Here is a 26,102-nt window from a genome sequence, read left to right as displayed (position 1 = left end):
CATTTCAGACATCGCCGTCCAGTCGTAGTGTTGTGCCGTCGCAAACAGCCAGCGGCGTATTACGAAGGACTAGGACCATGAGTAACCAGCCCGGAACCGTGCTCATCACCGGAGCCTCCTCGGGCATCGGTGCGGTCTACGCCGACCGCTTCGCTGCGCGCGGCCACGATCTCATCCTAGTCGCACGCAACAGGGCGAGGCTCGATGCGGTCGCGGACACACTGTCGGGTCGCCATGGAATCACGGTCCGAGTCGTCGCGGCCGACTTGGCGGGCGCGGAGGGACGCCGAGAAGTCGAAGCGATCCTGAAGACAGATGCGAGCATCACTCATCTGGTCAACAATGCCGGCTTCGGCAGCGCCGCGCCCCTGGCGTCCGCCTCAGTGGACGAGATGGAGCAGATGATTGCGATCAACGTCACGGCCCCGATGCGTCTGACCTACGCGGCCGTGCCACGTTTCACAGCGCGCGGCAGCGGCACGATCATCAATATCGCCTCGATCGTCGCCATTGGCCCGGAGGTCCTCAACGGCGTTTATGGCGGCACGAAATCCTTCGTCCTCGCCTTCAGTCAGTCACTGCTCAAGGAACTCGCCGGCACTGGGGTGGCCGTGCAGGTCGTCCTTCCGGGGGCGACCGGCACGGAGTTCTGGGACATCGCCGGGCTGCCGTCCAGCAACCTTCCCGAGGGGTGGGTCATGTCTGCGGCCGATCTCGTGGACGCGGCGCTAGTCGGCCTCGACCGGGGCGAGTTCGCCACTGTTCCATCGCTGATGGAGGGGGCCGAATGGGAGACCTGGGAGGCCGCTCGCCAAGCGATGCTGCCACACCTGTCGAGCGCCGTGGTGGCCGACCGTTATCGGGCCAGTTGAGCCGCCTTACGCAGAATGGCCGACCTGGACTTCGCGGCCCCGAGTGCAGCAGGTTCAAGTCGGACCGCCAGCACGGGGCAGGCGAGATCTTTGTCGCGAAGCTGGTCTCTGTCCCGAATCGAAGACTGCCTCTGCGAAATCTGTTAATCTCACTGAATACTTCTGTGAAACTCGACGCAGGGAGAAGGCCGTGCTGACCATCGGCGTTCTAGCGATCCCAGAGCTGAAGCTGATGTCGCTCTCGGCCATGGCGGTGTTCCAGGTCGCGAACAACGTTGCCGGCGAACCCGTCTACGACCTGCATCTCATCTCTGAAGCGGGCGGTCCGGTTCAGACGAATGCGGGCTTTGCCGTGATGACCGAAACGCCCGGTGAGGCGGCGTTTGACACCTTCATCGTCGGAGCCTCCACGGGCGCGGGTGCGGGTTCAGCGATCCTCCTCGGGTTCGTGTGCCGGGTAGCCGGGCAGGCGCGGCGTGTCGCATCCTTCTGCCGTGGCAGCTTCGTGTTGGCGGAGGCGGGCCTTCTTGCGGGCCGTCGGGTGACGGCCCATTGGCGCGACAATGCGGAACTGGCGTTGCGCTTTCCCGACCTACGGGTGGAGACCGACCAGCTCTACGTTCGGGATGGGGCGATTTGGACCTCGGCCGGCATGACGGCCTCCATCGACATGGCCCTAGCTTTGGTCGAAGACGACCTCGGGCCGGGGGCGGCCCGCGAGGTCGCCCGCCGGATGCTCCTCGATCGCCGGCGCTCCGGCGGTCAGCCACAGGCTTCCAATCTCCTAGACTTGGAGCCCAAATCCGATCGGATTCAGCGGGCCTTTTTGTTCGCGCGCGGCCATCTGCGAGAACCGCTAAGCGTGGCCCGCTTCGCCGATGCCGCCCGCCTCTCGCCCCGGCAGTTCAACCGAGCGGTCCAGGCGGAGTTCGGCCTGTCGCCGGCCAAGGTCATCGAGCGCCTGCGTGCCGATGCCGCTCGGGTTCTGCTGGTGCGGAGCCGGCACTCCCTCGATGTGGTCGCCGCGGAATCCGGTTTTGCCGACAGGGAGCGGATGCGCCGTGCCTTCCTGCGGGTCTACGGGCAGACCCCGCAGGAGATTCGGCAGAGTCTTCTGCGAGACAAGCACGCCGCGTGAAGCCGCTGCATGTCCGAAAACGCTGCGTTTATGACGTTTGCGACGGTGCTAGTCAGATTTATACATGATGCAGTGTCGAGCGAACCTTTCGGAGTGAAGCGGCCATGGTGAAGCTAACGGTCAATGGCCGCCCACATGCTGTCGAAGCCGAGCCCGAGACGCCGTTGCTTTTCGTCCTGCGCGACACCCTCGGATTAAGCGGCACCAAGTACGGCTGCGGTATCGGTCAGTGCGGAGCCTGTACGGTCCTCCTCGACGGACAAGCGACGCGCTCCTGTCAGATCCCGCTGGAAAGCGTCGGGACGCAGAGCATCACCACCATCGAGGCGATCGAGCAGGATCCCGTGGGCGCCAAGGTCGTCGCGGCCTGGATCGGCATCGAGGTGCCGCAATGCGGCTACTGCCAGTCGGGCCAGGTCATGGCGGCGACCGGCCTCCTAAAGGGGACACCGAAACCGACCGAGGACGATATCGCTTCGGCGATGACCAATCTCTGCCGCTGCGGTACCTATAATGCCATTGCCGCCGCTGTGCGGCAGGCCGCGGCCTAAGTGGGGGATGGCACCATGAACCATCTCACGCCCTCGTGGCCGACCGCTGGCCGCCGCGAGCCTATCCGGAACCTGTCGCGGCGAAACTTTCTCAGTGCCGCCACCGGTGCACTCGTGCTCGGCGTCAACCTTGGTCCCGACCCCGTGGGGGCCGGGGAGCGGCCCGAGGGTGCGGCCGCCATCGCGCCCAAGCCCGGCACGCGGGTCGCGGCCTTTCTGGAGATGCGGCCTGACGGTACGGTGCGCCTGTTGAGCCCCTTCGTGGAGGGCGGCCAAGGCATCAATACCGGCCTGGCTCAGACCATCGGCGAGGAGTTCGACCTCGACCCGGCGCGCTTTGCCGTCGAATGCGCGCCACCCGGCCCCGATTACGCCGTCGTCAACGGTTTGCGCATGACGGGGGGAAGCTTTTCGACCCGTTCCAGCTACGCGGCCATGCGGCGCCTGGGCGCCACGGCCCGCGAGATGATGCTGCGTTCCGCGGCGGCCAAGCTCGGCGTCCCGCAGGGTCAACTCGCCACCGATGACGGCCGGGTGATCCACGCCGCCTCCGGTCGGTCGCTCGGCTACGGCGAACTCGCCTCCGCCGCGCTCGCCCTCCAGCCACGGGACGACGTAGTGCTTAAGGACCCCGAGAGCTTCCGATGGATCGGCAAGCCGGTCGCGCGGCTCGATATGCGGGACAAATCCACCGGCCGGGCGGTCTACGCGATCGACATCCGCCTCGACGGGATGCTCCACGCGGCGATCCAGCACGCTCCGCATCTCGGCACGGAGCCCGAGACCATCGCCAACGAGGGCGACATCCGTGCGATGCCCGGCATCGACTCGGTTCATCGCCTGCCCGGCGCGGTGGCGGTCGTGGCGGACTCCTGGTGGCGGGCACGCAAGGGCGCGGAGGCGTTGCAGGTGACCTGGACGAGCCCCGCTCGGGACGGGATCGCCACGGTCTCTCAATCCTTCTCGTCGGCTGCAATGCTCGCAGCCCTGAAATCCACGACAGAGCCCGGCATCGCCGCCGAGCAGGACGGCGATGTGACGGGCGCCTTCGCTTCGGCAGCGAAGGTCATCGAGGCGGAATATGATGCGCCCTACCTCGCGCATGCCCAGCTTGAGCCCCCCTCGGCCATCGCCCGGTTCGAGGCGGATGGCAGCCTCGACCTATGGCTGCCCAACCAGATGCCGGAACTCTTCCAACAGGTCGCGGCCGGAACGGCGGGAGTTCAGCCGGCGCAGGTGCGCATCCACTCGCCGATGCTCGGCGGTTTCTTCGGGCGCCATTTCTACTACGGGCCCGCCAATCCGTTTCCACAGGCGATCCTACTCGCCAAGGCGACCGGGCGCCCGGTTCGGGTGCTGTGGTCGCGAGAGGAGGAGTTCGGCATGGATGCGGTGCGTCCCTTGAGCTTCGCCCGATTCCGCGCGGCTCTCGGCAGCGACGGGATGCCTGTAGCTCTGCAAACGACGGCGGTGGGCGAAGGGCCTATCGGACGCTGGTTCGGTTCCCTGTTCAAGTCGCCGGTGGATTCGTCTGTCGTGGAAGGTCTGGACAAGAAACCATACGCCATTCCCAACCGGCGACTCGATTATGTAAAGGTGCCGCACCCGGTCACGATCGCCTTCTGGCGCTCGGTCGGTCATTCAATGAACGACTTTTTCTACGAAAGCTTCCTCGACGAGATTGCGGCTGCCGGAGCCAAAGACCCGTTCGCGCTCCGCATGGCGCTTCTGAAGGACAGTCCACGCCACCGGACCCTTCTTCGGGCCGTCGCCGATCTGGCCGGTGGCTGGAAGGGCGGGACGTTCCAGGCGGCGGACGGGACGCGTCGGGCGCGCGGTGTCTCCATGGCATCGCCCTTTGGTTCCGAGACGGCGACCATTGCCGAAGTCTCGCTGAAGGACGGCGAAGCGCGGGTGCATGACCTCTGGATCGCCATTGATCCCGGCAGCGTGGTCAACCCCGCCATCGTTAAGCGGCAGGTGGAGGGCGCGGCCGCCCTCGGGCTTTCCTCGACGCTCCTGGAGCAGGTCGTCTACGAGGACGGGCAGCGTCAGGCGCGCAACTTCGATGCCTATCCCATCCTCGACCGCGAGCGCATGCCGCGCGTCCATGTCGCCATCGTCGAAAGCGGGGCGCCGATGGGTGGGATCGGTGAACCGGGGCTGCCCGGCGTACCCCCGGCCGTGGTCAACGCCGTCGCGATGCTGACGGGGCAGCGCATCCGCAGCCTGCCACTCGCGAAATCCCGGTTGTCCGGTGCCTGATCCCGATCGCTTCACGTCGGATGTCACCCCGGGGGCCTGCATGGAGAAAGCGCGGCGATGACAATGCCTGTTGCCGCAGACGACCTGCGGCTTGCCTCCGCGGCGCGCAAACCTCTGTTCGATTACCTGCCGGTGAGCTTGTTCGGTTCCGTGATGGGACTGACGGGGCTCAGCATCGGATGGCGGCTGGCAAGCGCCCGGTATGGTCTGCCCCGGGTCATCGGCGATGGGATCGGCTGGAGCGCGCTCGCCGTATTCGGCCTCCTGGCAGTGGCTTACGGCGCCAAGGCGGTGACCGCGTGGACGAGCGTCCAGAGCGAGTTCCGGCACCCGATCGTCGGGAACCTCTTCGGGACGGTGCTGATCAGCCTGCTCCTGCTACCCCTCGTGCTCCAGCCACTCAGCCCGTTCCTGGCGGCGGCGGCCTGGATACTCGGCGCCGGCGGGATGATCCTGTTCGCCTTCCTGATCGTCAGCCGCTGGATGGGCAGCCGGCACCAACTCGCTCACGCGACGCCGGCTTGGATCGTGCCGGTGGTCGGCCTTCTCGACGTGCCACTGGCGGGGCCGGCGCTCGGACTGCCGCATACTCAGACCCTGATGATGTTCTCATTGAGCATCGGGTTGTTCTTTGCTGTCCCCCTCTTCACCCTGGTTTTTGCCCGACTGGTGTTCGAGGAGCCCCTGGTCCCGGCCCAGCGGCCCACTCTGATGATCCTCGTGGCCCCCTTCGCGGTCGGTTTCTCTAGCTATGTCGCGACGTTCGGCCGGGTCGACGCTTTCGCGGAGGCACTTTTCCTCATCGCCCTGTTCGTCTTCGCCGTACTTGTGGGCCGACTGCGCGATCTGCCGCGGTGCTGCCCGTTCCGGATCTCGTGGTGGGCTGTGAGCTTCCCGATCGCCGCCATGGCGGTAGCAGCGTTACGTTATGCGGGGCATGCTCAGGCAATCGCCGCGGATGCGCTGGCGCTGCTGCTGCTCGGCCTTGCCACGGTGATCGTCGCCGGTCTCGCGATGCGCACACTCGTCGGCATTGCCCGGGGCGAACTCCGTCAGCTCGCCGGTTGATGCACGTACTCCGTCGGCCGGCAAACGCGGAGGAGACTGTTCGAGGGCCGAGGCGCAGGCGGACCGGTGTGGTACCCGTCGCAAGATCGCACGTCTTGCCGGACGAAGATGCGCGATCGATTCTGCTTCCGATCGTACGATGGGGGAAGACATGGAAACCATCGGCCGCGACCTTCGCGAGATGCAGCGCGTACCCCTGGCCGCTGCGCATGTCGCCGCGCTCCGGGCCCTCGGCGCCGAGCGGCTCTACCTAACCGGGACGTTCCTCGCCCGCGCCGGCGAGCCGGCCGACCGCTTCGTCTACGTCATCGAGGGCGAGATCGAAGTGGTGAACCCCTTCACCGATGAGCGCCATCTTCCCTCGACCCTCGGGCCGAAGCAGTTCATGGGAGAAATCTCGATCCTGAACGGCGGCAACTGGTCGATGCCCATGCGGGCGGTCATCGACACACGCGTCATCGAGGTGCCGCGGGCCGACATGCTGCGACTGATGTCCGAAATCCCCGAAATGTCGGACATCGTCATCACGGTGCTGGCGGCTCGGCGGCGGCGGCAGCTCGATTCGCGCGACGGTACGCTGGTCCTGATCGGCGAGGACGACGACAGGGCCGTCCGGCGGATCGCGGAATTCGCAAGCCGTAACCGCTTCCCTTACCGATCCTACGCGCTTGGCACTCCGGAAGCGGGAGCCATCGCGGAAAGCTGTGCGATTTCCTCCGGTCGGCCGGCCGTTATCTTCGGCCGGGACGTCGTGGTGACGGATCCGACCCCCGACAAGATCGCGCAGCTGCTCGGCCTGAACTACAACCTCGTCGACGACGAGGCCTTTGACGTGCTCATCGTCGGCGGCGGCCCCGCCGGCGTGGCGGCCGGCGTCTATGCCGGGGCGGAGGGGCTCCGAGCTCTGGTTATCGAGGACCTGGCAGTCGGCGGCCAAGCCGGCACGTCAAGCCGCATCGAGAACTATATGGGCTTCCCGACCGGCATCTCCGGCGCCGACCTGGTCTGGCGCGGCGAGGTCCAGGCGATGAAGTTCGGGACGCGGTTCGCGATGCCGCGTCGGGTGGTGAAGCTGGAGCGGCTCGAAGACGACGCCTTCTGCGCGACATTCGACAACGACCAGCGGGTTCGCGGGCGCGCGGTCATCGCCGCGACGCGCGTGCAGTACCGGCGTTTGCCCATCGACCGCCTCGAAGCCTTCGAGGGCGCGGGCATCTATTACGCCGCGACGGAAATCGAGGCGCGCTACTGCAGGAACACCGAGACGATCGTCATCGGCGGCGGCAACTCGGCCGGGCAGGCGGCAATGTTCCTCAGCCGCTCGGCGGGCCATGTGCGCCTCCTGGTGCGCGGACAATCCCTCGCCACCTCAATGTCCAGCTACCTGTCCAACCGCCTGGAGGCGGATCCCGCAATCACGATCGAGTACGGGGCGGAGGTGACCGCCCTGCAGGGTGCGGATCATCTCGAAGCGGTGACGGTCCGGACTGTCGCCGACGGCACCCTGCGCAGGGTCTCGACCTGCGCACTGTTCGTGATGGTTGGCGCCGCGCCAAATACTGGCTGGCTTTCCGGCCTGGCCAAGCTCGATGCCAACGGGTTCGTGCTGACCGGGGAGGCGATCGGCGAAACCTCGCCTTACGCGACGTCGCAGCCCGGCATCTTTGCGGTGGGCGATGTGCGCGCCAATTCGGTCAAACGCGTCGCATCCTCGGTGGGCGAGGGGTCGGTCGTGATCTCCAAGGTTTGGGACTATGTCCACGCGTGATCGCCTTGAAGCCTCACATGAATGCACGTCAGCTTCTATGATCTCTCGTCCGAAAGCGGACAGGCAGGAACCCACCCATCCTGGTCCTCGTCCCGTTTTGAGGACAGCCCTGAAGCGGACCTTCCCAGCTTCCGCAAAGGGTCACTATCCAACGCCCAGCCTAGCCTGAGTTTTAGGTCTGCTATCGAGTGGCGTATGCGACGGCTTACGCTCTCGAACTCGGTCAATATCCGGCACTCAAAAACATCATCTTCGCTTATACGCTATCGCACCGGCATCCACCACGGCGGGCGAAATAACCCCTATCACAACGGGCGGCCTGAGAAACGAGGGTGGCGCGGTTCGGGCCGCGGCCCCGGCCGCGCAGGCCGATGCCCAAAATAATGGAGCTTCGAGGCCGCCGGCACGGTGGTTCGTCCGCCGGGACAACGAAGCGTCTGGCGCATGTAGGGGGATGGCGGTTAATGGGGTAAGCACTTGGTGGGGGAGGAACATTTGTCATGACCGAGAGCCCGGAGCCGTCCTCCGCCGCCGCGGACCCCGCCGGGCGGCTGTCCGAGGTGTCACGCCTCGCGAGCCTTCTGGCGGACCGCGTCCTCAGCGCGCAGATCGCCAGCCAACCCATTCCAAAAGCTCACATTCACGCCTTGCTGGACGCGGCCATCATTCTCGAAAAGTACGAGGTCAGGCTGCCGCCGCTGCTCGAACAGATGGTCGAGACGCTGGAAGACGAGGATGCCGGGAAGCCGGCCGGGACCGGGGCCGAAGAGCCGCCGACCGAGCCTGCCGAGGGCGAAGAGGCCGATGCCAAGCGCCTCGCCTGGTTGTTTCGTCCCTTCCAGGGGACGAAGAGCTGAGCCGGTCCGCATCGGCGAGCCGACGCTCGAGCTCGCTCAAGACTTTAAAACGTAACAGGTTTTGGCGCTCGGCGCCGGCTGGGTGAAGCCCGCCCCTTGAGCGCCGCAGGAGGTGGTGGCGCTCTGGAGGCGATGCGAGAAAGAACGTGAGGACGGCGCCAAGGGCAAGGCAGCGTCGTCGAAGGTCTTGCGGTGGTCGATGGTCACGCTGCCGACCGCGCTCCGTAGTGGAACTCGGCGATTTCCTGGATCAGGTCGCGCCTCTGCTCGTCGATCAGGTCCGGAAGGATGTCGTCACCTTCGCCGTCGATGGCCGAGAGGAGATGGACGTCCGGGAATACCCCCTCGAACGTGACCAACACCTCCGCCTGTGCGTAGGAATCGTGGGGGTCGAGACAGCGGTGGCTCATCATCGGGCAAACGGCGCTCCGTGAGATAAAGCAAAAAAGTGCCATACACCTGGCCTGACCGAGGAAAAATATAGCATGATAATGCTTATTTGCGTCTCGCGGCGGCACGCCGCCACACCCTGAGCGGGGTCCGGACAGCAACGGCGATCCGCCCGGTACCGCCACGCACCCCCCGTTTCGACCGCCACGCGACCCCCTCTTCGACCGCCATCCCTCGGTCCGTGGCATCCGCATCGCGGAACGGCGCATTCCCCAAGATGGTTGTCGGCGCGGGAGGGCCTCACATGCGCGCAGTGATCTTCGACATCGACGGCACGCTGCTCGACAGCGTGGATCTCCATGCCAAGGCCTGGGTCGAGGCCTTCGCCCATTTCGGGGTAGAGGCCGATTTCGTCGCGGTCCGGCGCCAGATCGGCAAGGGCGGCGATGAACTCATGCCGGTGTTCCTGCCGCCGGAGCGCGTGGAGCGCGAGGGCAAGACCATCGAGGCCTACCGCTCCGACCTGTTCAAGCGCGACTACCTCGACCGGGTGCGGCCGTTCCCCGGGGTGCGCGCCCTGTTCGAGCGGATCGTGGCGGCGGACATGCGGATCGCCCTGGGGTCGTCGGGCAAGAAGGACGAAGTCGAGCATTACCAGGAGATCCTGGGCATCGCCGATCTCGTCGACGTGGTGACCACATCGGACGACGCGGAACGCTCCAAACCCCATCCCGACATCTTCGAGGCGGCTTTGAAGAAACTCGCGCCCCTGAAGGCAAGCTCCATCCTCGTGGTCGGCGATACCCCCTACGACGCGGAGGCCGCGACCAAGGCCGGCCTGTCGACCATCGGCGTCCTGTGCGGCGGCGTCCCGGCGGCGGACCTTTCGAGGGCCGGCTGCATCGCCCTCTACCGTGACCCGCAGGATCTCCTCGACGGTTTCGATCGCTCGCCCCTCGCCGCCGGCTGACATGCGCTCATCGGGCCGAGGCCCGGTGGGAGCGCCGGGGAGGGGGCTCGCTTCGTCGCAGCCCGGAACAGGGACGGGTGGTCGTTCTTGTCAGAGCGACACCGCGCACCGCCGGGATGCGAAGCAATCGGAGCCGACAACGATGATGACGATTCGTCGAAGCCTTGCCGTCATGGTGGCTGCACTCATCGCAGGCCCTGCTTATTCTCAAAGCAAGCCTCTGGCGCCGCCGGCGAGCGATGCGATGCCGCCGGTCGAGCTGACCGTGACGCTCGAAAACGGAAAGCCCGTCTGCGCACCGGCCGAGCTGAGATTGCCCGCCGATACGAATGTGGAGCTCCACATCGTGAGCACGGCGAACGCCCCGGTGACGATCACCGCCGAGGGCCAGTTCGAGAACGCCAAGGTGCTGCACGCGGATGGCGACCTCGTCCATGTCATGAGCGAGAAGGGCTACACCGTGAAGCAGAACGGCAAGGGCGTCCTGCGGCTGCGGACGATGAAGGCGGGCGAGACGGCCTATGGCTGCACCAGCACCCGCAATGCCGATGCCCCCTTCGTCGGCAAGCTGGTCCTCACTCCGCCCGCCGGCTGACCGGGCGACAGGGCCGTTCGAGGCAGGACGCCGTGGGTTTTTCGCGCTGGCGTCCCGTTTTCGCGCCAATGCCAGGCGACCCGCCGGGTATCGGCCCGCATGGTCCGTCGGGCCGGCCCCGATCGTCGCAGTTTTTAACCCACTCTTTAAGCGGTCAGGCCCTATGAACTTCGTCCTGAGCGCCGTCGATACGAATCATCCCCCTGGCTGACCATCACGGCGCGGACAATCATGCTCGATTGTGAAGGCGCGAGACGATGGCCGTACCGAGTTCAGCACAAGCCAGCCGCAGCGACGGAAAGACGGCCCTGCTGCTTCAGTCTAAGGACCGCGACGGGACGTATCATTTCGCCGGCGACGATCATATCGATGGTGTTCTGATCGGCTCGAAATGGACGATCGGCACGCTGACCTACAGCTTTCCGGCGAGCGGGAGCTTCTACGAAGGGTCCGGCTACGAGAGTGATCCGTACCAGAGTGGCGACCCCGTCTATCACCAGCCCTTCAATCCGCAGCAGCAGGAGGCGACGCGCTACACCCTCGATCTCGTCTCCTCCTATACCAACCTGACCTTCCAGGAGATCACCGAGACCGTCACGGTTCATGCCGAGCTGCGTTTCAGCCAGACCTCCTGGATTGACGAAGGATCGGCCCATGCCAATTTTCCGTCGAGCAATCTCCAGGCCGGGGATGTCTGGTTCGGCACCTATACCGACCAGCCGTTCTACAGCGTTCCGGTGATCGGAAACTGGGGGCAGGCGACGAACATGCACGAGATCGGGCATGCGCTCGGCCTGAAGCATGGCCATCAGGATTATACGGACGCCCCTCTGAATGCCGAGCTCGGCCTCGCCGGCAGCCCGCCCCGCTACGGCACGGCGGCGCTTCCCCTGGAGAAGGACGGGCAGGATTGGTCGCTGATGACCTACCGGTCCGACCCGACCAATCTTGGCGTTTCGTTCGAAGGCGAGGGGTTCAACCAGCCTCAGACCTACATGCAGGACGACATCGCGGCCCTGCAGTTTCTCTACGGCGCCAATTTCCAGACTCAGAGTGGCGACACGACCTATCGCTGGGACACCAAGACCGGCGAGCTGTCCATCGACGGCATCGGCCAGGGCGCTCCCACCTCCAACAAGATCTCGATGACGGTCTGGGACGGCGACGGCCGGGACACCTACGATCTCTCCAATTATGCGACCGCCCTGGACGTGGACCTGCGCCCGGGAGCCTTCTCGACCTTCTCCACCGCGCAACTCGTCAACCACCAGGCCTATAGCGGCGGCGACGCGATCGCGCTCGGCAACGTCGCCAACGCGCTCCTGCACCAGGGCGATCTCCGCTCCCTGATCGAGAACGCCATCGGCGGCCGGGGGCATGACCGGATCGTCGGCAACACGGCCGATAACCGCCTCGACGGCGGTCTCTCCTCGGACAAGATGTTCGGCCTTGCCGGAAACGACACCTACCTCGTCGATAACGGGCGCGACATGGTTGTGGAGAGGGCCGGTCAGGGCACCGACTATGTCCGCAGCACCGTCTCCTACGCCCTCGGCGAGAATGTCGAGCACCTGATCCTCATGGGCGACGCCGCCAGGGCCACCGGCAACGATCTGGCGAATGCCCTGCGGGGCAATGCGGGCGGCAACGTGCTGAACGGCGGTGCCGCAAACGACCGGCTCTATGGCAATGGCGGCGCGGACACGCTCCTCGGCGGCCAGGGCAACGACCGGCTCGATGGCGGCGCGGGCAACGACACGCTCCATGGTGGATGGGGCGACGACGTTCTCATCGGCGGCCGGGGCAGCAACGTGCTGACCGGGGGACGCGGCGACGATGTGTTGTTCCTCGGCGCGGGCGCCGACCGAGCCGTGTTCGGCCTCCATTCGGGCGACGACAGGCTGTTCGATTTCAGCGCCTCGAGCGGAGACCGGATCGACCTTTCCGGCCAGACCTACTCCCTCGGCCAGTCCTCCGACGGCTATGCCCTGCTCGCCCTTTCGGGCGGGGGAACGGTCGAACTGGACCACATCCGCGTCTCGCAGGTCGATTCGGGGTTCTTCGTTTGAGGCGGCCAGGACTTCGAGCTGGGAAGACGTCACGCCGGGAATACTGATGCGGGTCTCTTTTCCGTCCAGTCTACGGCATTCACACATGTAAGGGCCGCGCGGCCCTCCTCCCCCTTGTGGGGAGGAGTTGGAGGTGGGGGTGGTCGGGTGACCCTCATGCTGCGGAGGCTGGCGGAGCCACCCCCACTCCTGACCTCTCCCCACAAGGGGGAGAGGGACGCGCTCTGCTTGTAAAAGCGGATGGCTGAATCCAGCAGTGTTTCAGAAGAGCCCCCTGACCGACGCACCGGAGGCGATCAGCAGCCTCACCCCGCCCCAGCCTCCACGACACTCACCACGCTGCGGCCGTTGCCGCGCTTCTCCACGCGGACCTGCACGGCGATGCGCTCGATCATCGCCGCCACATGGGTGATGACGCCGACCTTGCGGCCCCGGCCCTGGAGCGTCTCCAGGGCGTCCACCGCGAGGTCGAGGGTCTCGGCGTCGAGGGAGCCGAAGCCTTCGTCGATGAAGAGCGTGTCGACGAAGGAATCGCGGCCCTCCAGGCCGGACAAAGCGAGGGCGAGGGCCAGGGAAACGAGGAAGCGCTCGCCGCCCGAGAGGCTGCGGGTGGCGCGCACCTCCTCGCCCATGTCGCGGTCGACCACGTGGAGGGAGAGGTTGGCCGGGTCGCCGCGCACCAGCCGGTAGCGCGGGCTCAAGGCCAGCAGGTGCTCGTTGGCGAGCCGGACCAGATGTTCCAGCGTCACCCCTTGGGCGAAGAGGCGAAACTTGACGCCGCTGGCCGAGCCCACCGCCTCGTTCACCGCCTCCCAGACGGCGTAATCGGCCCGCGCCCCGGCGATCGCCGCCTCCAACCCGGCCGCCCGCTCCCGCGCCGCGTCGTCCCGCTGGAGATCGGCCGTGATGGCGCCGAGCCCCTGTTGATGGGCGGTGATCGTCTCGGCGAGGCCGGAGGCCGCCGCTTGCGTGGCGGGAGCGTCGATCTCCGGCGCATCGAGGAGGAGGGCGAGGTCGGCCCGCCGGGTGGCGAGGGCGGTCTCCGCCTCGCGCGCTTCCGCCATGCGCGCATCGACGGCCTGGCGCAGGGAGGCGCGGATCTCCGGGGGCAGGGCCAGGGCCTCCCGCACCGCCTCGACGCCGCGCGGGGCGCAGGCGGCGAGGAACGCGGCATCGGCCTCCTCGCGCAGCCGCCGGGCCGCGTCGCGGGAGGCCACCCCGTGCTCGGCCGCCGTCACCGCCGAGGCGAGGGCGGCATGGGCGGCGGCGCGGGCCTCTTCCGCCTGTTTCAGCGCGTCGCGGGCGCGCTTGCGCGCGTCGTTGATCCGGGTCCGGTGCGCGCCCGTCTCCTCGCCGCCGAGGAGGGGCGCACGTTCGGCCCGCAGCCCGGCGAGCTTGTCGGAGCGGGCCAGCGCCTCGCGTCCGGCCGCGTCGGCGGCGGCGCGGGTGAAGCCCAGGGCCTCGGCCGCGCCGGCGCGCCGGGATGCGAGGGACTGGGCCTCCCGGTCGAGCTTCCCGCGATGCCGGTCGAGGGCATGGTGCGCGGCGGCGATCTCGGCCACGCGCTCGGCCGCACCGGCCCCGTCCCGCTCGAGATCGGCCAGTGACAGGCCGGCACCCGCCAGATACGGCGCGATCTCGCGGCCGAGGGAGACGACCCGCTCCGTATGGCCCGAGACGCGGACCGTCTCGCCATTGGCGGTGAGTTCGGCCAGACGCAGGGCCTCGCGCTCGGCGGCGCGGGCGTGTTCCGCCGCCTCGATCTCACCGGCTCCCGCCTCGATCCGGGCGGTGAGGGCGTCGATCTCGGTGCGCAGGGTCCCGGCCCGCTCCAGGGCGGAGAGCAGCGGGGCGCGGTCGCGCTTCAGGGCCTCGACGAGGCCGGCGAGGGCGGGAGCCGCCTCGGCATCGAGCCGTTCCGGGATGGTCCCGTCCACCCCCGCTTCGTCCCGCGTGGCGAGGAGGTTCGGGTGCAGGTCGGCATAGGCGGAGGCCGCCCGACCCTGCGTAGCCTGCGCGGCCGCCGCCACCTGTTCGGCGTTGCGCGCCCGCGCGTCGGCGGCGGCGGCGGCCGAGGCGGCCTCCGCCAGGGCGTCCCGCGCGGCGGCGATGGCCGCGTCCTGTTCCGCCCGCTGGGCTTTCAGCGCCTCGGCCACCCGCCCCAGCCCATCCTGGTCTCGGGCATGCGGATGATCGGTGGCGCCGCAGACCGGGCAGGGCTGGTCCTCCACGAGCAGGCTGCGCAGATGCGCCGCCTGCTGCGAGACCGCCTCCTCGGCGAGCTCCGCCAGGGGGGCGACGGCCTTACGCATCTCCACGGCGCGGGCCTGCCGGGCGGCGGCCTCTTCCCCCGAGAGCCGCGCGGCCTCCTCGGCGCGGCGGGCGGCCTCCGCCTCCGTGGAGGCGCGCTCAACGGCGAGAGACGCCTCCGCGTGGCCGCGCGCCAGGGGCAAGGCCTCGCGCAGGTGCTCGGCGAGGCGGTCGATGGTGCCCAGGCGCGCCCGCGCCGCGGCCTCGCCGACCTTGTCCAGGGCGGCGGCGAGGCCGGCCCGGTGCTCGGCCGCCTGCGTCCGCGCGGCCTTCGCCTGCGCGATCGCCCGGTCCCCCGTGGCGATCGCGGCCGAGCGGCGGGAGGCCTCGTCCGTGGCCGTGCGGAGAGTGGCCTTGGCCTCCGCCAGTTCCGCGCTCAGGGTCGCGCGCTTGGCAAAGAGTTGTTCGGCCTCCTCCGTCCGGCCGGCGAGGAAGGCGCCGCCCGTATCGGCCGCGAACCGGGCGGCGACCTCGGCGCGCGTGGCCTCCGCCGCCGCGAGGCCGGCATCGAGCGCCTCCAGGGCTGTCCGCGCGTCCAGCGCCTTCGCCCCGGCGACGGTCGCCGCCTCGGTGGCATGGGCGGATTCGGCGGCCGCCTCGGCGATCCGGGTGTCGAGCTCGGCCGCCCGCGTCCAGACCGGCCCGAACGCCTTGAACCCGATCTCCGAGGCCTCGTCCGCCCTGGCGGCGGCGTCATGGGCCTCCCGCGCGGCCCCGGCCCGCGCCTCGGCTTCTCCGCGCGCCGCGAGGGCCAGGACCAGGGCCGCCTCGGCGGCGGTCAGATCCCGCTCCGCCCGCGCCGCATTCCGCGCCGGTTCGCGCAGGGGCTCCACCGCGTCGAGTTCGGCCAGCCTCAGGCTGTCGGGCCGATGGGTCTCCAGGGCTTGCCGCGCCACGGTGAGGCGGCTCTCGGCCGCCGCGACCAGGCCCCGTGTGTCGGCGATGCGCCGCGCATGGGCCAGCGCCGCGTTCAGGTCCGCCAGTTGGCCGGAGAGCCCCGCCACCTCGGCCTGGAGACGCGCCCGCTCTGCGTGCTTCTCCGCCCGCGCCGCCTCGTCGAGGAGGCCGACGGCGTCGCGATGGGCCTCCAGCTCCTTCACAGTGGCGCGCTGCGCCTCGGCCCCGGCATGGATCCGCTTCGAGATCTCGGAATAGATCGCCGTGCCGGTGATCTTCTCCAAGAGTTCCGCGCGCTCGCCCTCGGCGGCGAGGAGGAAGGCGTCGAACTCCCCCTGCGCCAGCAGGACGGTGCGGCGGAACTGGTCGAAGGTGAGGTCGGTAAGCTCGCAGATCGCCGCGTCGACGAGGCCGGCCTTGCTGTCGCCGACGGAGCCCCCGTCCGCAAGCCGGGTGAGGGAGCGGGTCTTGTTCTGGAGGCGGCCGTTGGCCTTGCCGCGCGCCCGGTAGACCGACCAGCGCGCGCAGTAGCCCTGCCCGTCCCGGCCGATGAAATCGACCTCGGCGAAGCCCTCCGTCGCCCCCCGCCTCAGGATCGCCCGCTCGTCGCCGATGGTGATGGGGTCGCCGCCGGGATCGGGCGCCCGCTCGCGCCCGCCGGTCGCCACGCGCGGATAGCGCCCGTAGAGGGCGAGGCAGAGGGCGTCGAGGATGGTGGACTTGCCCGCCCCCGTCTCGCCGGTGATGGCGAAGATGCCGGTGGCGCCGATGGGGCCGCCGGCGAGATCGACGGAGAAGGGGGCCGCGAGGCTCGCGAGGTTCTCGCCGCGGATCGCCAGGATGCGCAAGGGTCGTGGCCTCGTTTCGAAGGATGAAGGAGCCGGGTGGGGCGGAGTCTTCATAGCCCAGGATGACGGGCGGACGAGGGCGATGCCGTCGCCGCGCAACGATGTCCACACGCGGCGGGATGGCGGCAGGGCTGCGAACCAGGGGGAATGGGATGTGGCACGACACTGAACAGGCCACGTCGTCATTTTGGGTCCGCATCGCGGAGCCCGGAATCCAGAGCCGCTACCAGGTCACGGCTCTAGTTAGCGGGATCGGGTGGATTTCCGGGGGGCACGGCCTCGGCCTTGACCATCCGAAACGACCCGCGCAGGCTGGCAGGATGAAGAAACGTCCACCGGGTACGGTCTATGACACAGTTTTACTTTCACCTCCGTGGCCCAGATGGACTTGACTGCGACGATACAGGCCTGGATCTCGTGAGCGTTGAGGCAGCTTATCTTGAGGCCTTTAAGGCCGTGCCGGGAATGAGCTCTGATCTGGCCTCCAACGCGGAGAACCCGATCCGGTATGGCTTCGAGATCACCGACGCGCGTGGTACCATTCTGATGGTGCTGCCTTTCGCGGAGGTTCTGGATCACGGGCGAAAGCGTTCAAAACAACCCTCCAAGCTACGCTTCCGGAAAGGACGGGCTGAGATGAGGCGCACAGCGGGGCTGATTGTGGAGCTTCGCGATGCGCAAGTGAAGCTGAATGTGACATTTGCAGAGACTCAGCGTCTCCTCGACATGGCGAAGGGGACCCGCGGCTAGCGGCAAGTTTAAGAAGAGGCCTTACCGGTTGGAAGCAGAATAGCCGCTCCCGGGAGATCGGTTAAGGTCCGCTTCTCGGCAATTTCCGAGGCGAAAACCTTACAGCTTAGGGTTATACTTACGTCTGCTCGCTTTATGCGAAAACCGCAAAAAGCCGACCTGCGCTGGATGTCGCTGGCGCGATGGGACAACGGGCGGCCGGAACCACCGTGCATTGATCGACGCGGTGTAGGAAAGAACGCATGATGCTGGGACCCGACGAACGGCGTAGCATCGATCCGAAGGCTCAGAACGTGGTGATGGACCAGGACCACTTCCCGATCGTCGGCATCGGCGCGTCCGCGGGCGGCATCGAGGCGATGCGGGGCTTCTTCCGTGGGGTGCCGGCGACGCTCGGAGCCGCCTTCGTCGTCGTCACGCATCTCAGCCGGGAGCACAAGAGCCTGCTCTCGGACGTGCTGGCCCGGCTCACGCCGCTCGGTGTCGAGGTCGCCGTCGACGGCGTGCCGGTCCGGCCGGGCCGCGTCTACGTCATGCCGGCCGGTTTCGTCATGAGCATCGCGGGCGGCCGGCTGAGGTTGAAGCCGCTGAGGCCGGCGATCCGCGAGACCAAGCCGGTCGATATCTTCCTGACTGCCCTGGCCGTCGACCAGGGCGAGCGCGCGGTCGGCGTGATCCTGTCCGGCGGCGACGGTGACGGCGCCATCGGCATCAAGGCGATCAAGGAGCACGGCGGCCTGACCCTGGCCCAGACCCTGGATGGCTCCGGCCCCGAAGCCCCCGACATGCCCATCAGCGCGCTGCGGACCGGCTTCGTCGATTTCGGCGAGACGGCCGAACGGATGGGCGACCGGATCGCCGCCCACTTCGCCGCCATCAGTCCCGCCACGCAGGAAGGTCAGGCCGACCTGGTCGCTCGGGAGTTCGATGCCGAACTGCTGACCGAGATCTTCGCCATCCTCCGCTCGCAGGTCGGCCATGACTTCTCCGGTTACAAGCCCAGCACCTTCGTGCGTCGCCTGCAGCGGCGCATCAGCGTCGTCGGCGCGGCCGGGCCGGACAACTACCTGAAGCTGCTGCGTGCCGACCCAGCCGAGGTCGGGGCGCTGTTTCGGGATCTGCTGATCGGTGTGACGAACTTCTTCCGCGACGCCGCCGCCTTCGAGGCTCTCTCCACCCACGTCATCCCGAAGCTGTTCGACGAGCGCGCGTCGACCGATGTCGTGCGGATCTGGGTGCCGGCGTGCTCGACCGGCGAGGAGGTCTACTCCCTGGCCATCCTCCTGCGCGAGCACATGCTGACCCTGGCGGAACCGCCGCGCGTGCAGATCTTCGCCACCGACATCGACGAGCGATCGCTCACGGTCGCCCGGACCGGCCTCTACCCGAGGACCTACCTGTCCGCCGTCACGCCCGAACGGATCGCGCAGCACTTCGTCGTCGAAGGCGACAGCGTGGTGGTCGCAAAGGCCGTGCGCGACCTCTGCAGCTTCGCCCCGCACAGCGTGCTGCGCGACCCGCCGTTCTCGCGCCTCGATCTCGTCTCCTGCCGCAACCTGCTGATCTATCTCGGCGTCGAAGCCCAGCAGCAACTGATGCCAGTGCTGCACTACGCTCTACGCCCGCGCGGCTACCTCTTCATCGGGATGGCCGAGAACGTGACGCGCTTCGACGACTTGTTCGAGACGATCGACAAGCGGAACCGCATCTTCCAGGCCCGCGACGCGATCCTGCCGGCCCGCTTGCCACCAATGTCCGGGCCTGACACGCCGATCTTCGCGGGTGCCGGCCAGCCGTACCGGCGCAACGTCACGACACATGCGGCCCTGCGGCACACGGTCGAGACGCTGATGCTATCCGAGTTCACGCCGCCGCACGCGGTCGTGACGCGGACGGGCGAGGCCGTGCACTACTCGTCGCGGATCGGCGATCACCTGGAGGTCGTGCCGGGACAGCCGACTCGGGAGCTGGCTGCGATGGCACGCAAGGGCCTGCGGCTGGATCTCCGAACGGCGCTGCGCGAGGCGATAGAGGGCAACACCCCGGCCGTGCGCGACAGCATCAGCGTCGAACTGCCGGACGGCCGGCTCCAGACTATCTCATTGGTCGTCAAGCCGCTGAACACGGCCGGCGCGACTGAGCCACTGTTCCTGGTCGTGTTCAAGGAAGCCGCTGCGCCGGTCGTAAGGGAGCGGCAGGCCCTGGAGGCGAATGAACGGGACACGGCGTTCCAGGGCCTGGAACGCGAACTGAGCGTGACGCGCGAGCGGCTTCAGGGTGTGATCGAGGAGTACGAAACCTCCCTCGAGGAGCTCAAATCCTCGAACGAGGAACTGTACTCCGTCAACGAGGAAATGCAGGCCGCCAACGAGGAACTGGAGGCTTCGAAGGAGGAGACGCAGTCTCTGAACGAGGAACTTCAGACGTTGAATGCCGAGCTGACGTCCAAGATCGAGGCCATCGATCAGATGAGCGATGACCAGTCCACGCTGTTCGAGGGCATGAACGTCGCCAGCGTGCTCCTGACACCGGATCTCCACATCCGCATGTTCACCGCCGCCGCGGCACAGATCTTTGGCCTGCAGCCGGGCGACGTCGGCCGGTCCCTGCGCAACTTCTCGACGCCGATTCCCCTGACGTGGCTGTCAGACGAGATCCCGACGGTGCTGGCAACGAGCCGTCCCTCCGAGCGGACGATCGAGAGCACAGACGGCGCCCGCTACCATGTCCGGTTGATGGCCGCGTCCTCCAAGGGCAGCCGGACGCCCGGGATCGTCGCAAACTTCACGAACCTCTAGAGCGCTCTCCGCCGAAGTGGATGCCGGTTCGGCGAAAAAGAGCGCGGCACAACAAAGGCCTGGAGATGTGCCCCGACCCAACGTGGTCGGGCGCAACTCTAGTAGCGTGACGCGGATACGGGTGCATACGCAAGGGCAGCGGGCGCAAGGGCAGCGGGCGACGGCACGCCTTGGCAAAGCCCGGTCGCCTCTGGTTCATGGGAGAGCGGATCGGGGCGCGGGCCTGTTCCGAAGGTCGAACGTCAACGTTCTGGCAGCTGGCCAACGTCCGATTACCAACCTCCTCGGACGCTTAGGGATGGGGACCAAGCGTCGGATTTCCCCCACTCGGAATCGGAACGGGAGCGTGGGGGCGATCGTTCAGGACGACATTTCAAACGGAGATACTGACCGGCGGGCGCCGCGACTTTGACATCGGACACCGGCTCGTGTCATCGGGCCGCGATGTCGAGGCCGGGCCGTCCCTCCGGTGAGGCGGGCCCTCGCGGGGAACGGCGGATCGACCTTGGCCGTTGGCAGGGACGTCGATCCTGTGCGGACGCGCGATCCGATCCCGCGGCGCGCCATCCCGCATCGACCCTCGCGACGGAGAAAGAGTGGCAGTGAGTGTCCTCGTGAACGGGGGCGAGTGTGGTGCGCTGATCGAGGCCATCGATTGGTCCGCGACGCCCCTCGGACCCTTCGCCTCCTGGCCCGCGTCCCTCCGCACGCTGACGGGGATGATGGTCGCCGCGCGCCAGCCCATGTTCGTCACCTGGGGGCCGGGGCAGATCGTCCTCTACAACGATGCCTATGCCCGGCTCATGGGCGCCAAGCATCCGGCCGCCATGGGGCGGCCCATCGCCGAGGTCTGGTCCGACATCTGGAGCGACCTCGCCCCCATCGTGGCCGATGCCTATGCGGGACACTCCATCCAGATGGACGACGTCGCCTTCGTCATGGAGCGCAACGGCTTTCCCGAGGAGACGCATTTCGCGTTCTCCTACACGCCGGTGCGGGAGGAGGACGGCACCGTCGCCGGCTTCTTCTGCGCCTGCACCGAGACCACCGGCCGGATCGGTGCCGAGAGCCGGCTGCGGCAGAGCGAGGCCGAGGTCCGCGGCGTCCTCGACGGGATGGGCGAGGGCTTCCTCCTGCTCGACCACGACTTCCGCGTCCGCCGCATCAACGCGGAGGGCCTTCGCCTCGACGGGCGCCCCTCGGAGGCGATCCTCGGCCGTCACCTCCTCGAGGTGTGGCCGGATGCCGAGCGGATGCCGACCTGGCCGCTCTACCGCCGCGCCATGGCGGAACGGGCCTCGGCCGAACTCACCTACCGCCACAGCTCGACGCAGCGGGACATCTGGATCGAGGTCAGGGTCTATCCCTCCGGCAGCGGCCTCTCGGTGTTCTACCGGGACGTCAGCGGGCGCCGGGCGGCGGAGGAGGCCCTGCGCGAGCGCGAGGAGCGCCTGCACCTCGTCATGGAGGGCGCGCGCGATCACGTGGTCCTCACGATGAACCCGCAGGGGATCATCACGAGCTGGTCGGCGGGCGCCGTCGAGGTGCTGGGCTGGACGGCCGCCGACGCGCTGGGCCGTGACGGAGCGATGATCTTCACATCCGAGGACCGGGGCGCCGGCATCGATGCGGCGGAACTCGCCGAGGCGGTGAACCAGGGCCGCGCCGATTCGGAGCGCTGGCACCGGCGCGCGGACGGGATGCCGGTGTTCCTCGCCGGCTCCCTCCACCGCCTGCCGCCGGACCCGCAGGGCCGTTCGCCCGGCTTCCTCCGGATCGCGCGGGACGAGACCCAGCGCAGGGCGCAGGCCGAGGCGCTGACGGAGAGCGAGGCGCGGTTCCGCAACATGGCCGACCACGCCCCGGTGATGATGTGGGTGACGATTCCCGACGGGTCCTGCATCTACCTCAACCGGCGCTGGTACGAGTTCACCGGGCAGACCGAGGCGGAGGCCCTCGGCCTCGGCTGGACCAAGGCGACGCATCCCGACGACGAGGGGCTGGCGGCGGACACGTTCCTCGCCGCCAATGCCGCGCACGAGCCCTTCCGGGTGGAGTACCGCCTGCGCCGGGCCGACGGCACCTATCGCTGGGCCATCGACGCCGCGACTCCGCGCTTCGGCACCGAGGGCGAGTTCCTGGGCTATGTCGGCTCGGTCATCGACATCGACGAGCGCCGGGAGGCGGAGGAGCGCCTGCGCCAGAGCGAGGGGCGCTTCCAGGCCATCGCCGATTCCATCGACCAGATGGTGTGGTCGACCCTGCCGGACGGGCACCACGATTACTTCAACCAGCGTTGGTACGACTATACCGGGGTGCCGGCGGGTTCCACCGACGGCGCGGGCTGGAACGGCATCTTCCACCCCGACGACCGGGACAAGGCCTGGACGGTCTGGCGCCATAGCCTGAAGACGGGCGAGCCCTACCACATCGAATATCGCCTGCGGCACCGCTCCGGGCAGTACCGCTGGGTGCTGGGGCGGGCGCAGCCGGTGCGCGACGCGGACGGGCGGATCGTGCGCTGGTTCGGCACCTGCACCGAGATCCAGGAGATCGTGGAGGCCCGCGAGGTCCTGGCCCGCTCGCGGGCCGAGCTCGAGCGCGAGATCGCCGAGCGCATCAAGGAGCGCGACCGCATCTGGACGCTGATCCCCGACCTCCTGATGTCGGGCACCCTCGACGGCCGCCTCCTCAACGTGAACCCGGCCTGGACCGAGGTGCTCGGCTACGACGAGGCGACCCTGCTGGCGACGCCGTTCTGGGAGATCATCCACCCCGATTTCCTCCCCCACAGCGCGGAGGCGGTGGAGGCGATGCGGCAGGGCCGCACCGTACGGCACCAGAACCGGGTCCGCACGGCGAACGGCGCGTATCGCTGGTTCGATTGGGTCAGCGCGCCCGTGGGCGAGGTGTTCTACGCGGTGGCCCGCGACATCACCGACGAGAAGGCCCGCGAGGCGGCCCTCGCCCAGACCCAGGAGGCCCTGCGCCAGTCGCAGAAGATGGAGGCGGTGGGCCAGCTCACCGGCGGCATCGCCCACGATTTCAACAACCTGCTCACCGGCATCTCCGGCAGCCTCGAATTGCTGCAGACCCGCATGGCGCAGGGGCGGCTGACCGAACTCGACCGCTACATCAACGCGGCGCAGGGCGCCTCGCGCCGGGCGGCGGCCCTCACCCACCGGCTCCTCGCCTTCTCGCGGCGCCAGACCCTGGACCCGAAACCGACGAACGTGAACGCCCTGGTCTCGGGGATGGAAGAGCTGATCCGCCGCACGGTCGGTCCGGCGGTGACGATCGAGGTGGTGGGCTCCGCCGGTCTGTGGCCGGCTTTGGTGGACCCCAACCAGCTCGAGAACGCGTTGCTGAACCTGTGCATCAACGCGCGGGACGCCATGCCGGATGGCGGCCGCCTCACCATCGAGACCGCCAACAAGTGGCTCGACGGGCATGCCGCCCGCGAGCGCAACCTCGACCCCGGCCAGTATCTCTCCCTCTGCGTCACCGACAACGGCACCGGCATGACGCCGGAGGTGATCGCCCGCGCCTTCGATCCGTTCTTCACGACGAAGCCGCTCGGCGAGGGCACAGGCCTCGGCCTGTCGATGATCTACGGCTTCGTGCGGCAATCGGGCGGCGAGGTGCGGATCTATTCCGAACTCGGCGAAGGCACCACCATGTGCCTCTACCTGCCGCGCCATTACGGCGAGGCCTCCGAGGTGGACGAGGCCGGCGCCTTCGCCGCCGCGCCGCGCGCGCAACGGGGCGAGACCGTGCTCATCGTCGACGACGAGCCCACCGTGCGCATGCTCGTGACCGAGGTGCTGGAAGAGCTCGGCTACACCGCCATCGAGGCGGCCGACGGCGCCTCCGGCCTCAAGGTGCTGCAATCGGACGTGCGCATCGACCTCCTCGTCACCGATGTCGGCCTGCCCGGCGGCATGAACGGCCGCCAGATGGCCGACGCGGCACGGGTGGCCCGACCCGACCTCAAGATCCTGTTCATCACCGGCTATGCCGAGAACGCCGTGGTCGGCAACGGCCATCTCGAGCCCGGCATGCAGGTGCTGACCAAGCCCTTCGTGATGGAAGCGCTGGCCGGCCGGATCAAGGACATGATCGCCTCCGGCTAGGGGGGAGGACGGCATTCGGCCCTCGCCGCCCTTCAGGGCGGCCCGGCGCGAGGGGGCGCGGCGCTCGTCACCCGCCCACAGTGGGGCACAGTTTTTGGCTCGCAAGGGCTTTGTCTTGGTATTTTCAGACAAAGCCATAACTGTATTTTAAATGGTGGAGTCATATCGAAGCAGAGCGGTTTTAGCACGAACCTGTTCTGTAGGGGCTCAAGATGGCTCAATTTCGTTATACGATGGACGGCGACTACGATCCCGAAAATTTCACTATAGGATATCAAGAACCAATCAACCCGGAGGCCAGGACGCTCGATTTCGGCCCTGGTGCCGTGGTCGATGGGTATGAAGAGTACGAAAATTTTCTCGTATACTTCCTGGATGGGCCGGGGATCGAATATGAGGCCCAGGTCTTCCAGCTGTCGACACAGATGGCTGGCCTCTACGGCGATTCCAGCGACTTCGATAAAATCACGCGGGTCACCGGCGGCGATTTCGGGGACGTGTTCCGCACCGGCGACGGCAACGACGTCCTGAACGGTGCCGGCGGCAACGATATTCTGGAGGGCGGTCGCGGCATCAACACCATCGACGGCGGCACGGGTACCAACACGCTGAGCTACGAGCATTTCGATGCGCCCACCGAAGACGGCTCGGGCGGGGTCGGGGTCGATATGAGGACCGGCGAAGGCTACGATTATGGTAGCGACAAACAACAGGACTCCTTCGTTAATATTGCCAACATTCGCGGATCGCAATATAACGATGGGATAGATGGTAACACCGAGAACAATGTCATCGAGGGTGGTGCGGGTGCCGACTATATGACCGGTGGCGGTGGCGTCGATACGTTGAGCTACGCGCATTCCACTGAGGGCGTGACTGTCGATCTCTCTGGACAAGACGGTCTCGAGGGCGACGCGGAGGGGGATCATTACCTGGGGTTCCTGAACGTACTTGGCAGTACGTCGAATGATGTCCTTAGTGGAACCGGCGACGCCAATACGCTGAACGGCAATGGCGGCAACGACGAATTGTACGGCCGGGGCGGCGACGATCGCCTCGTCATCGGCAACTCGCCCGTGAAGGTACAGGGCGGCCAGGGGACGGACCTGCTCTTCATCGCGAGGTTCGGCAACGTCGAACTCACCGACGAGTCGTTTGCCAGCATCGAGAGAGTTTATGTCCGCGACGGGGCGTCCCTCACCATGGCGGGCGTCGATATCGGCACGAAGATTTATTCGCAGAGCCTGAACGATGGCTCCTCCAAGATCGTCGGCACGGACGGCGCCGACCGCATCGTGGCCGGCAAGGGCGGCGACGTCATCACCGGCGGGAAGGGCGGCGATTCCCTTTTCGGCGGCGCCGGTGCAAACATCTTCGAGTTCGCCTCGGGCGATGGCCGCGATGTCATCCGCAAGTTCGACGTGACTGAAGATGCGCTCCACATCGGTCTCATCACGCAGAGCATGGATAACGTGAAGATCGGATCGTTCCACGGCGAGGCCAACACGATCATCACCTTCACGAGTGACACCGGAGCCTCGAACAAGATCATCCTGCTCGCCGTCACGGCCGATTCCGTGACGGAAGGCAGCTTCCTCTTCTGAAGTCTGCCCAGTCCTCCGGCCTGCCCGGTCGCGCGATCCCAGCGCGACCGGGTTATCGCCTGTGCCGAGCGCCGCTCTCGCGAGCGCTGGCGCGTCGAGGCAATCTTCTGCCGCCTCAAAGACTTCCGTCGTCTTGCCGCCCGATACGACGGCTGGCCCGCAACTATGCCTCTGCCGTCATCGCCTTCCGGAGCCGATCGAGGCGGGAACATAGCCGGG

16 protein-coding genes and 1 pseudogene are annotated in these 26,102 nt (G+C 67.6%); 15 read left to right on the top strand and 2 right to left on the bottom strand.

Features of this window, described 5'->3' with window-relative positions:
- Nucleotides 1-77 precede the first annotated feature (77 nt).
- The 7 genes from ASF08_RS16170 (at nucleotide 78) to ASF08_RS16140 (ending at nucleotide 8,519) form a co-directional block, all read left to right on the top strand.
- The gene (locus tag ASF08_RS16170; protein ID WP_056147099.1) at nucleotides 78-872 is read left to right on the top strand and encodes an SDR family NAD(P)-dependent oxidoreductase; all 795 of its coding nucleotides are present in this window, start codon (nucleotides 78-80) and stop codon (nucleotides 870-872) included.
- 190 nt (nucleotides 873-1,062) lie between these two features.
- Nucleotides 1,063-2,010: a GlxA family transcriptional regulator gene (locus ASF08_RS16165; protein ID WP_056147097.1), complete on the top strand. Its 948-nt coding sequence runs from the start codon at nucleotides 1,063-1,065 to the stop codon at nucleotides 2,008-2,010.
- Nucleotides 2,011-2,114: 104 nt separating this feature from the next.
- The gene (locus tag ASF08_RS16160) at nucleotides 2,115-2,561 is read left to right on the top strand and encodes a (2Fe-2S)-binding protein (protein WP_056147096.1); all 447 of its coding nucleotides are present in this window, start codon (nucleotides 2,115-2,117) and stop codon (nucleotides 2,559-2,561) included.
- Nucleotides 2,562-2,576: 15 nt separating this feature from the next.
- Nucleotides 2,577-4,826, top strand: a complete 2,250-nt coding sequence (locus ASF08_RS16155) for a xanthine dehydrogenase family protein molybdopterin-binding subunit (protein ID WP_056147094.1) — start codon at nucleotides 2,577-2,579, stop codon at nucleotides 4,824-4,826.
- 63 nt (nucleotides 4,827-4,889) lie between these two features.
- Nucleotides 4,890-5,894, top strand: coding sequence for an SLAC1 anion channel family protein (locus ASF08_RS16150; RefSeq protein WP_056147199.1), 1,005 nt, complete (start codon nucleotides 4,890-4,892; stop codon nucleotides 5,892-5,894).
- A 151-nt stretch (nucleotides 5,895-6,045) separates the two neighbouring features.
- Nucleotides 6,046-7,662 carry an FAD-dependent oxidoreductase gene (locus ASF08_RS16145; protein ID WP_056147092.1) on the top strand — a complete coding sequence of 539 codons (1,617 nt, stop codon included), beginning with the start codon at nucleotides 6,046-6,048 and terminating at the stop codon, nucleotides 7,660-7,662.
- Between the two features lie 500 nt (nucleotides 7,663-8,162).
- Entirely contained in the window at nucleotides 8,163-8,519 is a 357-nt protein-coding gene (locus tag ASF08_RS16140) for a hypothetical protein (protein ID WP_056147090.1), read from the top strand.
- 203 nt (nucleotides 8,520-8,722) lie between these two features.
- On the opposite strand, the gene ASF08_RS16135 is transcribed toward ASF08_RS16140, so the two are convergent.
- The gene (locus ASF08_RS16135; protein WP_018046052.1) at nucleotides 8,723-8,932 is read right to left on the bottom strand and encodes a hypothetical protein; all 210 of its coding nucleotides are present in this window, start codon (nucleotides 8,930-8,932) and stop codon (nucleotides 8,723-8,725) included.
- Between the two features lie 281 nt (nucleotides 8,933-9,213).
- Between ASF08_RS16135 and ASF08_RS16130 the strand changes: the two genes are divergently transcribed.
- From ASF08_RS16130 to ASF08_RS16120, 3 genes are all read left to right on the top strand, one after another.
- Nucleotides 9,214-9,879: an HAD family hydrolase gene (locus ASF08_RS16130; RefSeq protein ID WP_056147088.1), complete on the top strand. Its 666-nt coding sequence runs from the start codon at nucleotides 9,214-9,216 to the stop codon at nucleotides 9,877-9,879.
- Nucleotides 9,880-10,021: 142 nt separating this feature from the next.
- The gene (locus ASF08_RS16125) at nucleotides 10,022-10,474 is read left to right on the top strand and encodes an anaerobic typically selenocysteine-containing protein (protein ID WP_082473237.1); all 453 of its coding nucleotides are present in this window, start codon (nucleotides 10,022-10,024) and stop codon (nucleotides 10,472-10,474) included.
- A 257-nt stretch (nucleotides 10,475-10,731) separates the two neighbouring features.
- Nucleotides 10,732-12,543 carry a M10 family metallopeptidase gene (locus ASF08_RS16120; RefSeq protein WP_056147086.1) on the top strand — a complete coding sequence of 604 codons (1,812 nt, stop codon included), beginning with the start codon at nucleotides 10,732-10,734 and terminating at the stop codon, nucleotides 12,541-12,543.
- Nucleotides 12,544-12,848: 305 nt separating this feature from the next.
- Here the strand turns inward: ASF08_RS16120 and ASF08_RS16115 are convergent, their stop codons facing one another.
- On the bottom strand, nucleotides 12,849-16,598 hold the full coding sequence (locus tag ASF08_RS16115; protein WP_056147084.1) for an AAA family ATPase: 3,750 nt from the start codon (nucleotides 16,596-16,598) through the stop codon (nucleotides 12,849-12,851).
- 348 nt (nucleotides 16,599-16,946) lie between these two features.
- Here ASF08_RS16115 and ASF08_RS16110 point away from each other — a divergent pair, with 348 nt between their 5' ends.
- The 5 genes and pseudogenes from ASF08_RS16110 to ASF08_RS24920 form a co-directional block, all read left to right on the top strand.
- Nucleotides 16,947-17,348, top strand: coding sequence for a DUF6894 family protein (locus ASF08_RS16110; protein WP_056147081.1), 402 nt, complete (start codon nucleotides 16,947-16,949; stop codon nucleotides 17,346-17,348).
- Between the two features lie 242 nt (nucleotides 17,349-17,590).
- Nucleotides 17,591-20,146, top strand: coding sequence for a CheR family methyltransferase (locus ASF08_RS16105; RefSeq protein WP_082473236.1), 2,556 nt, complete (start codon nucleotides 17,591-17,593; stop codon nucleotides 20,144-20,146).
- Between the two features lie 602 nt (nucleotides 20,147-20,748).
- A complete protein-coding gene (locus ASF08_RS16100; RefSeq protein WP_056147079.1) occupies nucleotides 20,749-24,279 on the top strand; it encodes a hybrid sensor histidine kinase/response regulator in 3,531 nt (1,176 codons plus the stop codon).
- 212 nt (nucleotides 24,280-24,491) lie between these two features.
- Entirely contained in the window at nucleotides 24,492-25,883 is a 1,392-nt protein-coding gene (locus ASF08_RS16095) for a calcium-binding protein (RefSeq protein ID WP_244474557.1), read from the top strand.
- Between the two features lie 15 nt (nucleotides 25,884-25,898).
- Nucleotides 25,899-26,071 (top strand): annotated as a pseudogene (locus tag ASF08_RS24920) (IS5/IS1182 family transposase); the annotation flags it as partial.
- Nucleotides 26,072-26,102 lie beyond the last annotated feature (31 nt).

The organism is Methylobacterium sp. Leaf85 (assembly GCF_001422125.1).
In the GTDB taxonomy this organism is placed as follows: Bacteria; Pseudomonadota; Alphaproteobacteria; order Rhizobiales; family Beijerinckiaceae; genus Methylobacterium; species Methylobacterium bullatum.
The sequence above is the reverse complement of the archived record's forward strand: the minus strand, read 5'-3'. Positions and strand labels throughout refer to the sequence as shown.